We start from the raw sequence: 12,304 nt of genomic DNA on the forward strand, positions 1-12,304 counted from the left end.
AAAGCCATGAACACGACACTTGAAACAACCGCCGACCCCCTGCCGGAAGAACTCGCCTTTCTCGGCGAGCGCCTGACGGCGTTCAACGACGGTGATGTCGGTGCATCGGGAAAAAAGGCCCTGGCGGTGTTCGTGCGCGATGATGCCGGAGCGATTGTCGCCGGTATTTCGGGCTACACCGCCTGGGGCTGGCTCTACGTGCAGTGGCTGTGGGTCGATGAAAGGCTGCGCGGCCGGCACATGGCCGGCAGGATGCTGGACGCGGCCGAACAGGAAGCCGTGGCGCGCGGCTGCAAAAATGCCTGGATCGACACTTTCAATCCGAACGCCGCCAGGGTCTATCAGCGCCAGGGTTATCAGCCCTTCGGCACGCTTGCCGATTTCCCCGTCGGCCGCAGCCGCATCTTCCTGCAGAAGACGCTGTCCGGGGCTTAGCCGGCGAGGCGTCCGCCACACATCGGCTGTGGTGCGCCGGTGGTGCTCGGGAAGCTGATAGGCAGGCCGCGCAGCACGCGAACCGCGAGAAAGGCAAAGCACTCTGCTTCCACAGCGTCGCCGCTCCAGCCGAGGCTTTCGGCCTGCACCACCTCGACGCCGGCGCGGCTGGCGAGCATCGCCATCATCGTCGGGTTGTGGCGGCCGCCGCCGCTGACCACCAGCTTTTTCGGCCGGCCCGGCAGAAGGTCGAGCGCCTTGCCGACTGCGGCAGCCGTGAAGGCGGTCAACAGGGCCGCGCCATCCTCGGCGTTCAGGCCGTCCGCCATCGCGGCGCCGAAGTCGAAACGATCCAGCGATTTGGGGTATGGCTTGGTCAGATAGGGGTGCTGCAAGAGCTTGGCGAGACGGGCCTCGTCGACCTTGCCCGCATGGCCAAGCGCGCCGTCGCGGTCCATTTCGCCGAGCCCCTTCGACTTGATGAAATCGTTGAGCGGGGCGTTGGCGGGGCCAGTGTCGAAGGCAACGACATTGTCGGCGCCATCCCACCAGGTGATGTTGGCGACGCCGCCGAGATTGAGCACGGCCACCTCGCCGCTGGCGCCGGCGCTGCGCATCAACGCGGTGTGATAAGCGGCCGCCAAAGGCGCGCCCTGTCCGCCGGCGCGCATGTCGGCAGAGCGGAAATCATAGGCAACCTTGGTGCCGAGGATCGCATGCATCAGTTCGCCATCGCCGAGCTGCCGGGTTTGGCCGAGCCGGCCGATTTGCGGCGCGCGATGCAGCACTGTCTGGCCGTGGAAGCCGACGACGCCGATGTCCGCCATCGTCATCCCATAGCCTTCGACCAGTGCCCTGACCGCCGCCGATTGCGCGCGCGTCAGCGCCTCCTCGGCCTCGCGGAAGATCGCCGGCTCCGGCCCGGTGAAGTTCCAGGCCCTTGCTTGCCTCAGCGTCTCTTCCAGCAGGGAGCGGATCGACGGGGGGTAGGGCATCAGCCGGTAGGTGCCGAAATCGTCGATCCGTTCGCCGTCGGTCTTGATCAGCGCGACATCGATGTTGCCGTCGAGCACGGTGCCGGTCATCAGGCCCACGGCCCAGATTGGTTCCATGATCACTAGTCCCCGTTAATGAGATCGCCGACCGCCTGCCGAAGCGAAACGATTCCGCTGTCGAAATGACGTGTCGGATGGATCCGGTTGGTGAGCAAGGTCCACGCCTTGCCGCTGTCGAAGTCGATCCACAGCCCCGTACCGGTAAAGCCGGTGTGGCCTATCGTTCCCGGGCTGCACAAAGCGCCGCCAGACCAGCCGTCATAGGGACGCTCCCAACCATGGGTGCGGGTGGCGGACAAGGGCTGCCGCATCAGCGCGATCGAACGTTCGGGTGCGCCGGTCAGCAGTCCTTGGGCGAAATCGAGCACCGAGGCCGCCGTACCGAACAGGCCGGCATGCCCGGCGCCCTGCAACGCCGCGCAATTGTCGTCGTGCACTTCACCCGAGAGCACGCGATGGCGCCAGGTGCAGTCTTCCGTTGCAGCGGCGGTATCCGGTTCGGCGGACCACGCAAAGCCCGGCCCGGGCTCCATGTCGCGGATCGTCTTTCCCGACAGCCGCTCCAGCGCGAAACCGAGGAGGATGAAGTTGATATCGGAATAGACCGGGTCACGTGCCCGCCATTCGCGCTGCAGGATGAAGGCGCGCAGCAGTTCGGGATCGCGACCGTAAGTGTAGATCGGCTCGACCGCCGGGAACGGCGTCTGGTGGCCGAGGCATTGGCGGAACGTCAGCTTCCGTTCCCAGGCCCCTGCATCGTACTGGCGAAGGTCTGGGAGCACCGAGATCAGCGGCGCATCGAGATCGATGACGCCGTCTTGCGCCAGAGCCAGGATGCGCGGCGTGGTGAAGATGACCTTGGTCAGCGATGCCAAGTCGAACCAGGTCTCCTCGCGCATCGGTCGCTGCTGCGGCACGAGCTGCGCGGAGCCGATCGCCCTGGTGATGCGGCCGCCGTTGCGGTCGACGATGCCGAGCACGCCGCCGGGAATGCGCTTGGCGGCTACTGCTGCTGCCAATGGCTGGAATGCGCGATCGAAGAGCTCCGTCAATGCGAGCCTCCGTCTGAAAGGCAGCGATCCGTCGCGCCCCCCTCTGTCCTGCCGGACATCTCCCCCACGAGGGGGGAGATTGGATGTGGCCACCGCTTTCGCCAATCTCCTGCGTTGGAAGGTGGGCGGAAAGCCGAAGCTGCCGATCTCCCCCCATGTGGGGGAGATGCCCGGCAGGGCAGAGGGGGGCGCTGTCCCGCCGACCTCACACATCCAAAGGCACAACCCATCACGCCTCCACCCTCGCTATATGATCCCCACCAAACCGCTCCCACCTGGCCTCCGCCGGCTCAAATCCCTGCGGGCGCACCAGCGAGGGCACCTGGCGTGTGTCGATCTCGAAACGCTCGTTCCGCCGGTCGATGGTCGGAACGGCTGATATGAGCTTTTTCGTATAGGAATGTTTCGGCTTCGACAGCACCGAGGCCGCGTCGCCGATCTCGACGATCTGGCCGGCATAGATGACGGCGATGCGGTGGGCGATCCGCTCGACCACAGCCATATCGTGCGAGATGAACAGATAGGCCAGCCCGAACTCGCGTTGCAGGTCGACCAGCAGCTCCAGCACCTTGGCTTGAACCGAGACATCCAGCGCCGACACCGCTTCATCGAGAACGACCACGGAGGGGTTCAGCATCAGCGCACGGGCAATGCATAGCCTTTGCCGCTGGCCTCCGGAGAACTCGTGCGGATAGCGCTCCAGGCTGTTCTTGGGCAGGCCGACGCGTTCCAGCAGGCTCGCCATCCTGCTCCGCGTCTCGGCATTCACCCGGCCGCCGGTGGCGATCACCGGCTCGGCCAGAATGCTCTCTATGGTCAGCCTCGGGTTGAGCGAGGCATAGGGGTTCTGGAACACCATCTGGACGGGCTTGGCGCTTTGCTGCGCGGAAGCCTTGCGGGCACCGACCGAGAAGCTGCCACGCGTCGACCGCACCAGCCCAAGCACCGCGCGCGCGGTGGTCGACTTGCCCGAGCCGCTCTCGCCGACGATGGCCAGCGTCTCGCCCGGCATCAGGTCGAAGTCGACGCCATCGACGGCATGCACCGCGCCCGTGGCCCGGCTGAAGAAATTGCTCTTGAGGGGAAACCGCACCACCAGCCCGTTGACCTCCAGGGCCGGTTCCGTGCCTGCGCCCTCGTCGCGCCGCCCGTCCGAACGCGTCGCGCGGCCGTTGGCGAAATGCGGCACGTCGTGCAGCAGATGCCGCGTGTAGGGGTGCCGCGCATCGTCAAGGATCTGGTTCAGCTCGCCTTGCTCCACCGCCTGCCCGTTCTGCATCACCATCACCTTGTCGGCGATGCCGGCAACCAGGCCGATATCATGGGTGATGAAGATCATCGACATGCCGGTTTCCCGCTTCAACTCGGCAAGCAGCGCCATGATCTGCGCCTGCACCGTCACGTCGAGCGCCGTGGTCGGCTCGTCGGCAATGAGCAGGCGTGGGTTGCAGGCGAGCGCAATCGCGATCATCACCCGTTGCAACATGCCGCCCGACAGCTGGTTGGGCGTGTATTTCAGCCGCCGCGCCGCATCGGGAATGCGCACGCGGTCGAGCGCATCCTTGGCCGCCGCCGTGGCTTGCCGGCCGGACAAGCCGCGATGCAGGCGAAACGATTCCTCGATCTGCGAACCGATGGTCAGCACCGGATTGAGCGATGTCATCGGCTCCTGGAAGATCATGCCGATCTCGGCGCCGCGAATGCCGGTCAGTTGCGGCTCGGTCGCGGTCATCAGGTCGAAAAGACTGCCGCCGGCCCGTTTCAGCCTCATCGAGCCGCCGGTGATGCGGCCGCCGCCGAAATCGATGAGCCGATTGATCGACAATGCGGTGACGGACTTGCCCGAACCGCTTTCGCCGACGATGGCCAGCGTCTCGCCGTCCGCCACCTCGAAGCTGACACCACGCACCACTTCATTGGTTTGCGGAGTGCGGCCGAAGCCGACGCGCAGATCGCGGACGGACAGCAGCGGGGTCATGCCGGCGCCCTCCGCATCCTCGGATCGAGGATATCGCGCAAGGCGTCGCCAAGCAGGTTGAAGCCGAGGATGCTGACCATGATCGTCAGCCCCGGGAAGATCATCAGCCAGGGCGCCGTCTCCATCAAATTGCGGCTGTCGCTCAGCATCAGGCCGAGCGAGGCGGCGGGCGGCTGCGTGCCCAGTCCGAGGAAACTCAAGCCAGCCTCGGTCAGCAGTGCCCAGGCCAGCGCCAGCGTCACCTGGACCGTCAACGGCGCCACCAGATTGAGCAGCAAATGCCGCGTGACGATGTAGCTCGAACTGCTGCCGAAAGTACGCGCGGCGTCGACGAACTCGCGCGCCTTGAGCGACAAAGCAGGGCCGCGCACCACGCGCGTGAAGATCGGCGTGTAGACGATGCCGATGGCAACGACGCTGGTCCATGTGCCCGGTCCGGCAACGGTGACGATGAGCAGCGCCAAAAGGATGGCCGGGAAGGCGAGCAGGACATCCATGATCCGCATCACGACGCCGTCCCAGCGGCGACCCAGCCAGGCGGCGGCCAGCCCCAGCACCGTGCCGGCAAGGGTCGCGACGGCGACCGAGAAAAAGGCAACGGTGAAGGACTGCCCGATGCCGGCCATCAACCTGCTGGCGACGTCGCGGCCGAACAGGTCGGTGCCCATCCAATAGGCGCTGTCGGGTGCGTGCAGCCGGTCGATCCGGTATTGCGTGATGGGATTGTGCGGCGTCAGCCCGAGCAGACCGAGGATGGCGATGATGACATAGACGCCGACGATGACGCCGCCGATGCGGCCGCTGCCGTGTCCGAAGATGGCGCGCAGGACGCGCATCACTGCTCTCCCAGTCGGATGCGCGGATCGAGGGCGACATAGGCGAGATCGACCAGGAGGTTGACGATCATGAAATTGAAGGCGACGAACAGCACGCTTCCCTGCACCAGCGCGTAGTCGCGCTGCTGGATCGCGTCCAGCACCATGCGGCCAAGACCGGGCAGCGCATAGATCTGCTCGACGATGACGGCGCCGCCGAGGAGATAGCCGAATTCGATGCCGCTCAGCGTCACCACCGGGATCAGCGCATTGGGCAAGGCGTGCCGCCAGATGACGCTGCGCGCCGAGGCGCCCTTGCTGCGGGCGGTGCGCACATAGTCGTCGCTCAACACGTCGAGCATGGCCGAGCGCGAGATGCGGGTGACGGAAGCCGCGAAGGCGAAGCCGAGCGTGACGGCGGGCAGGATCAACTGGCTGAGATTGCGCAGGGGATCCTGCCAAAGCGGCGCGAATTCGCCCATCGCCGGCAGCACACCGAAACCGGCCGACAGCGTGTAGATGATCAGCAGGCCAAGCACGAAGCTCGGCGTCGACTGGCCGATCATGGCGACGACGCGCACCCCGAGATCGGATGGTTTTTCGTTGTGCGTGGCGGCAAAAATCCCGGCTGGCATGCCGACCGCGAGCGCGATGACCATCGACAGCACCGCCAGCTCCAGCGTCAGCGGAAAGCGTTCGAGGATGACGTCCAGCACCGGTCGGCCATAGGTGACGGAGATCCCGAAATTGCCGTGCAGAATGCCTCCTATCCAGCGCCAGTACTGGACGAACCAGGGCTGGTCGATGCCGAAATAGGCGGCGAGCGCATCCCGCTGCGCCGGCGTCAGCAGGCCGGCTTCGGTGCCCAGCATCGCGGTGATCGAATCGCCCGGCACCATCCGGATCGCCACGAAGACCAGGATGGACACGCCAAGCAGGACGAGAGGAAACGCCGCCAGTCGTCGCATCAGATAGTTCACGCGAAGAAGTCCTCTCGCCTAGAGCATGATGCCGAAAAGTATGAAGCGGTTTTCGGACGACATCATGCTCTATCCCTTTGATCTAGAGGCGGATTCAGATTTCAGGTCGATTCGACCTGAAATCATCCGACGCTAGGGCCGGCGGCGGCTACTGCTGGATGGTAACCTTGCTCAGGCTGAACAGCGTGCCCGTCGGCGTCGGCACGAACCCGGCAATGTTCTTCTGCTGGGCCGTATAGCTGTACGAGGTGTAGAGCCAGATCCACGGCGACATTTCGGCAAGGTGCTTCTCGAACTCGGCGAAGATCGCCTTGCGCGCCGCCGGGTCGGTCTCGGCGCGGCCCTTCTGCATCAGGCTGTCGAGCGTGTCGTCGATGTAGTTCGCCACCTTCTGCAGATTGCCTGATTTGGTCCAATAGCGGTTGTACATCGTGTAAGGGTCGGCCCGGCCGCCATTGAGCGCGATCGCCATGTCGAAATCGCCCTTCAGCCAGGCGTCGACATAGACGTTGAGCTCCATCATCTTGATGTCGAGCTTGACGCCGATTTCAGCCAGTTGCGACTGGATGACCTGGGCTTCCGCCGCCGCTGTCGGCGGCTCGCCGGTGGCGCCGATCACGGTTGCCGAAAAGCCATCGGCAAAGCCGGCCTCCGTCATCAGCTTCTTGGCCTTGCCGACATCGCGCTTATAGCAGAACAGCTGGCTCGGATCGGTCGCCAGAGCAGGGATGGTCAGCGGTCCGGTGACCTTGCCTTCGCCGAGCGAAGCGGTGTCCAGCACCTCCTGCCGGTCGATGGCGCAGGAGATCGCCTGGCGCACCTTTAGCTCTGTCATCGGCTTGCGCGACGGGTTGAGCTGCAGCACGTGATAGGCCAGCACCGGCACGCGGTTCAGTTGCAGGCTGGGTTCCCTCGGCACCAGCGTGGCGACGAGCGGGTCGTTGAGCAGCGCGAAATCGATCTGCCTGGTGCGCATGGCGGCCAGGATCGCCGCTTCGTCCGGCAGCACGCTGATCTCGATGCCATCGACGCCGGTAGCACCTCCGGCCCAATCCTTGTTGGCGCTCAGAACCTCCTTGGCGTTGGGGTCCCATCTGTCGAGCTTGAACGGGCCGGAGCCGACCGCTTTGGTGCCGATCGAGCCGGCCGTGACTTCGCTTGCCGGGACGATCGCCGCGTTGACGTCGCTCATCGCCGTCAGGATCGGCACGTCGGGCTGCGACAGATGAAACACCACGGTTCCTGCATCCGGCGTGTCGATGCTTGCGATCGACAGGAAGTTGGCGCGGGCGGCGGCGCCCGTCTTCTCGTCGAGGATGCGCTCGAACGACGCCTTGACGTCGGCCGGGGTCACGGCAGCGCCGCCCTGGAATTTCGCCTTGGGATCGAGCTTGAAGGTCAGCTCCTTGCCGTCCTTGGAAAACTCCCAGGACGTGGCGATGGCGGGAGTGATCTGCAGGCTGGCATCGACCCGCACCAGCGGTTCGTAGATCAGCTCCAGGAGCCGCAGTGAGGAAAAGGCCGTCTGCTTGTGCGGATCAAGTCCCGTGGCGTCCTGCGACCAGGCCATGTGCAGCGTCGCAGCTTGCGTCGAAGCCGTCGCAATGCCGAGCATTGCCGCCAGAGTGATGCCTGACAGGAGTGTTCTTGTGAGGTGCCGTGCCATTTCTCTCTCCCATTATGATTGAACTTGCCTTGCAGTTTCCGCGGGCCTTTCCAAGGCACACATGCTTTGGAGTATCGGCCCAGCCTATGCGGCTTCACGCCGTCGTATCCCACGCGGCTTCTTCACGCCATCGCGTCGCCGATTGCCTTTCGCAGGAAGCCTCCAGCCTTGGCGAGGGCAGCGCGCGCCTCCTCGACGCCCATGCCGGTGATGGTCACCAGGATCGCCAGCTTCACGTCATTGCCTGTCTGGCCGAGCGCCTGCCTGGCCCGCGGCGCCGTGCAACCGGTCGTCTGCATGACGATCCTGATCGCTCTGGCGACCAGCTTCTTGTTGGAGGGGTTGAGGTCGACCATCAGGTTCTGGTAGCTCTTGCCGATGCGGATCATGCTGGCTGTGGTCAGCATGTTGAGCACCAGCTTCTGCGCGGTTCCCGATTTCAGCCGCGTCGAGCCGGTCAGCACCTCCGGCCCGACAAGCGGCGAGATGGCAATGTCGGCGACGCCGGCTATGGTCGATGCCGGATTGCAGGACAGGGCCACCGTCGTCGCGCCCACCTGTCTTGCATAGTTCAATCCGCCGATGACATAGGGCGTGCGCCCGCTGACCGCGATGCCGACCACCACGTCGTCTGGGGTCAGCCCGATCTCCCGCAGCGCCTGGGCGCCCATTTTCGGATCGTCCTCGACGCCTTCCAGGGATCGCACAAGGGCGTCGGGACCACCGGCGATCAGGCCGACGACCATGCCTTCGGGCACGCCGAAAGTGGGCGGGCATTCCGAAGCGTCGAGAACGCCAAGCCGGCCGCTGGTGCCGGCGCCCATGTAGATCAGCCGCGCGCCTTTCTGGAAGGCGAGCACGATCCGGTCGACCGCGGCCGCGATGTCCGGCAGCACCTTTTCGACGGCCGCCGGGACCACCCGGTCCTCGTCATTGATCTTGCGCAGGACGTCGATGGTCGGCAGCAGGTCAATGTCCATGGTCCGCGGATTCCGGCCTTCGGAAACCAGCCGGTCCAGCTCGGACATCAAACCTTGCTCGCTCATCCCAATGCTTTCAAATCAGGTCGCTCAGCCGGTAACGAGAGCGGTTCCTCGACGGCGCCAGTACACGCGTACTTCTACCGTCGCCGCCACCCCGTTTCGTTAACGTCTTAGAATTCCATATTCGTTACGTCAACGGAAGGATGGAATAAATTATTCCTCCCTTGCTAACGCTTGTCGAGCGACCTGCGGGCAAGAATGATCGTCCCGGAAACCGCATCGCCATCGGCGGGCTTCAGGCGACGTCGGACATCGGGGGAAAGCCAAGGTTCGAGCGGGCTGGCGAGCCCGCCCAGCAAGGTCACGCGCGGCGCGCCCTTTTCGAACAGAACCCGCACCAGCGCGTCGATCTGCTCGGCCGCGCTTTGCACGATGCGCCGTCCGACAGGATCGCCCTGGTCGGCATGGCGCATCACCATCGGCGCCAGGGCCGCATAGTCGGTGGCGCTGGCGCGATCCATCCAGGCGACGGCTTGCATCGGGTCGCTGTCGAAGCGCTGCATGACCTCCGTCAACAATGCCGTCCGCTCATGCCGCCCGTCATGGGCGCGCAACGCCAGTTGCACGGCCTTCAAGCCAAGATCGGCGCCGCTGCCCTCGTCGGAGATCGGAAAGCCATAGCCGCCGGCGCGCAGGTCGCACCCCTCGACGAAGCCGAGGCCGATCGAACCCGTGCCGGCAATGACGATGCCGCCATCCCGACCCGAATGCGCGCCAAGGCAGGCGCCGACGCCGTCGCTGACGAAGTCGATGCTGGCAAAGGGATGCGCGATCGCCCGCAACGCCTCCAGCGCGCCCTTGCGGCCGATGCCGGCAAGGCCGATGCCGGCGTGGGTCCGGGCGGTCTCGACCGCGCCGAACCCTGCCTCCTCGATCGCCGCGCCAAAGGCCTTCGCAACGGACGCCCAGGCGGCCTCGATGCCGAGCCGGGTCGTTGCCGGGCCTGATAGGCCCTGTCCAAGCACGGTTCCGTCCGCATCCTCGATGCGGGCCCGGCATCCGGTGCCGCCGCCGTCGACGCCGAGAAAATAGTCGGAGCGGCCGTTGCTCATGCGCTCAGCCGCTCGATGTCGGCGCCGCACAGGCGGAGCTTGCGGTCCAGTTGCTCGTAGCCGCGGTCGAGATGATAGACGCGGTTGATGATGGTCTCGCCCTCGGCGACCAGCGCCGCCAGCACCAGCGACACCGAGGCGCGCAGGTCGGTGGCCATCACCTGCGCGCCGTGCAGCTTCCCGCCACCGCGCACCAGCGCCGTGGTGCCTTGCAGCTTGATGTTGGCGCCGAGCCGCATCAGTTCGGGAACATGCATGAAGCGGTTCTCGAAGATGGTTTCGCGCAGCAGCGACGCGCCCTGCGCGCAACACATCAGCGCCATGAACTGCGCCTGGAGGTCGGTTGGAAAGCCCGGATAGGGTTCCGTCGTGACGTCGACGGCCTTGAGCGGCCGCTCGCGCGAGACGATGAGCCCGCGGTCGCCTGGCCAGATGCTGACGCCGGTGGCCTCAAGCAATTGCACCACCGAGGCCATGTGCTCGAGCCGGGCATGCGTCAGTTCCAGTTGGCCGCCGGTGATCGCCGCGGCGATGGCGTAGGTGCCGGCCTCGATGCGATCCGGGATGATGTCGTGCGTGGCCGCGCACCAGTCCGTGTCGCCGGCGATCAGGATGCGATGCGTGCCGGCGCCCTCGATGCGGGCGCCCATGGCACTGAGGCAAGCGGCGAGGTCGGCCACTTCGGGCTCGCGCGCCGCGTTGAGGATTTCGGTTTCGCCCTTGGCCGTCGTGGCCGCCATCATGGCGGTTTCCGTCGCCCCGACCGATGGAGAACTCAGAACGATGCGGGTGCCGGTCAGTCCGTTCGGTGCTGATGCGACGATCGAGCCGTTTTCGATGGCGATCTCGGCGCCCAATGCTGCGAGAGCCGCCACATGCATGTCGACCGGACGCGCGCCAATCGCGCAGCCGCCCGGCAGCGAGACCCGCGCATGGCCGAACCGGGCGAGCAGCGGCGCCAGCACGAGCACCGTCGCGCGCATTTTCCGCACCGTGTCGTAGGACGTCTCCTTGGAAACGGCCGCACGGGTGTCGATCGTGGCGGCATGGGCCGATCGCGTCACTGCGGCGCCGTGAAGCCGCACCACGCCCAGCATGTTTTCGACATCCGTCACATCGGGCAGGTTCGTCAGTTCGAGCGGGTAGGGGCTGAGCAGGGCGGCCGCTATCTGCGGCAAGGCGGCGTTCTTGGCGCCGGATATGGTGACCGCGCCTTCCAATCTCTGCCCGCCGAAGATCCGCAACCTGTCCATGCGCTGAAACCTTGGTGATGAGGTCGAGAATTAATTGTGCGTTCTTGGCTGTCAATCGGAATTGGAATATTTTATTCCTTGGCTCGAAAGCGAGAGAATCCCGTGTCCGTTCTGAACAGGATCAATGCGAAGCTCGACGGCATGGCGCCTGGTGATCGGCAGATCGGCCAGTACATCGTCGACAATCCCGACCAGATGCTGCGCCTTTCGACGGCTGCGTTGGCGGCCGAGATCGGGCGCAGCCAGTCGAGCGTCGTCAAGTTCAGCCAGAAGCTTGGCTATGCCAGCTATCAGGAACTCAAGCTCGCCATCAGCGACGCCAAGGCGCGCGAATGGCATGCGCCGGCCGGCGTGATCCACGGGTCGATCGAGGTCGGCGATAACCATCAGGTCATCCTGAAGAAGCTGATCGGCAGCAAGCTCCTGTCGATACAACGGACCGTCGCCGCCAACAGCGATCGGATCATCTCCAGGACGCTGGAACTGCTGGATGGCGCGCGCCGCATCCATCTGGTCGGCGTCGGCGCGTCCTCGCTGGTGGCGCGCGATTTCTCCTACAAGCTGATGAAACTCGGCCGTAACGTGCTGCATGACAGCGACAGCCACATACAGTTGGCCAATGCCTCGACGCTCGGGCCCGATGACGTCCTTTTCGCGCTCTCCTATTCCGGCGCCAGCATCGAAACCTTGCGCATCGCCGAGCTTGCCAGCAAGCGCGGTACGATGGTGATCGCCGTCACCGGCCTGCACGACAATCCGCTGGGCCGCGTCGCGGATATCCTCCTCTACACCATCGCCGATGAAGAGCGCGCGCGCTCGTCGTCCATAACCGCGCGCGACGCGCAGCTGGCGTTGACCGATCTGCTGTTCATCCTGATGGTGCAGAGGCAGCCGGATGCCAACGAGTATGTCCACAACAGCGAAGCGGCGGTCTCGGTGCTGAAGGCCGAGCGGCCGTCGTAGCATGTCCGGACC

General features: G+C 65.2%; 11 protein-coding genes. 2 read left to right on the forward strand and 9 right to left on the reverse strand.

Annotated elements, in window-relative coordinates; genetic code table 11:
• The first annotated feature begins 6 nt into the window (after positions 1-6).
• Positions 7-435: a GNAT family N-acetyltransferase gene (locus NKI49_RS16175; RefSeq protein WP_352598917.1), complete on the forward strand. Its 429-nt coding sequence runs from the start codon at positions 7-9 to the stop codon at positions 433-435.
• Here the strand turns inward: NKI49_RS16175 and NKI49_RS16180 are convergent.
• From NKI49_RS16180 to murA, 9 genes are all read right to left on the reverse strand, one after another.
• Positions 432-1,547 carry an anhydro-N-acetylmuramic acid kinase gene (locus tag NKI49_RS16180; RefSeq protein ID WP_352598915.1) on the reverse strand — a complete coding sequence of 372 codons (1,116 nt, stop codon included), beginning with the start codon at positions 1,545-1,547 and terminating at the stop codon, positions 432-434. The genes NKI49_RS16175 and NKI49_RS16180 overlap by 4 nt on opposite strands.
• 5 nt (positions 1,548-1,552) lie before the next feature.
• On the reverse strand, positions 1,553-2,542 hold the full coding sequence (locus NKI49_RS16185) for a serine hydrolase domain-containing protein (protein WP_352598913.1): 990 nt from the start codon (positions 2,540-2,542) through the stop codon (positions 1,553-1,555).
• Between the two features lie 229 nt (positions 2,543-2,771).
• Positions 2,772-4,520 carry an ABC transporter ATP-binding protein gene (locus NKI49_RS16190; protein WP_352598911.1) on the reverse strand — a complete coding sequence of 583 codons (1,749 nt, stop codon included), beginning with the start codon at positions 4,518-4,520 and terminating at the stop codon, positions 2,772-2,774.
• Entirely contained in the window at positions 4,517-5,356 is an 840-nt protein-coding gene (locus NKI49_RS16195; protein ID WP_352598909.1) for an ABC transporter permease, read from the reverse strand. The genes NKI49_RS16190 and NKI49_RS16195 overlap by 4 nt, the downstream gene beginning before the upstream one ends.
• Positions 5,356-6,315 (reverse strand): ABC transporter permease, encoded by a 960-nt coding sequence (locus NKI49_RS16200; RefSeq protein ID WP_352598907.1) that lies wholly within the window; start codon positions 6,313-6,315, stop codon positions 5,356-5,358. Before NKI49_RS16200 ends, NKI49_RS16195 begins: the two co-directional genes overlap by 1 nt.
• 148 nt (positions 6,316-6,463) lie before the next feature.
• Positions 6,464-7,981 (reverse strand): ABC transporter substrate-binding protein, encoded by a 1,518-nt coding sequence (locus tag NKI49_RS16205; RefSeq protein ID WP_352598905.1) that lies wholly within the window; start codon positions 7,979-7,981, stop codon positions 6,464-6,466.
• Between the two features lie 122 nt (positions 7,982-8,103).
• Entirely contained in the window at positions 8,104-9,027 is a 924-nt protein-coding gene (gene murQ / locus NKI49_RS16210; RefSeq protein ID WP_352598903.1) for an N-acetylmuramic acid 6-phosphate etherase, read from the reverse strand.
• Between the two features lie 164 nt (positions 9,028-9,191).
• Positions 9,192-10,076, reverse strand: a complete 885-nt coding sequence (locus tag NKI49_RS16215) for a glucosamine kinase nucleotide-binding domain-containing protein (RefSeq protein WP_352598901.1) — start codon at positions 10,074-10,076, stop codon at positions 9,192-9,194.
• The gene (gene murA / locus NKI49_RS16220; protein ID WP_352598899.1) at positions 10,073-11,329 is read right to left on the reverse strand and encodes a UDP-N-acetylglucosamine 1-carboxyvinyltransferase; all 1,257 of its coding nucleotides are present in this window, start codon (positions 11,327-11,329) and stop codon (positions 10,073-10,075) included. The genes NKI49_RS16215 and murA overlap by 4 nt, the downstream gene beginning before the upstream one ends.
• Before the next feature lie 102 nt (positions 11,330-11,431).
• On the opposite strand from murA, the gene NKI49_RS16225 reads away from it, so the two are divergent.
• A complete protein-coding gene (locus NKI49_RS16225; RefSeq protein ID WP_352598897.1) occupies positions 11,432-12,292 on the forward strand; it encodes a MurR/RpiR family transcriptional regulator in 861 nt (286 codons plus the stop codon).
• Positions 12,293-12,304: the final 12 nt, after the last annotated feature.

Source organism: Mesorhizobium sp. M0587 (assembly GCF_040320945.1).
Taxonomy (GTDB): Bacteria; Pseudomonadota; Alphaproteobacteria; order Rhizobiales; family Rhizobiaceae; genus Mesorhizobium.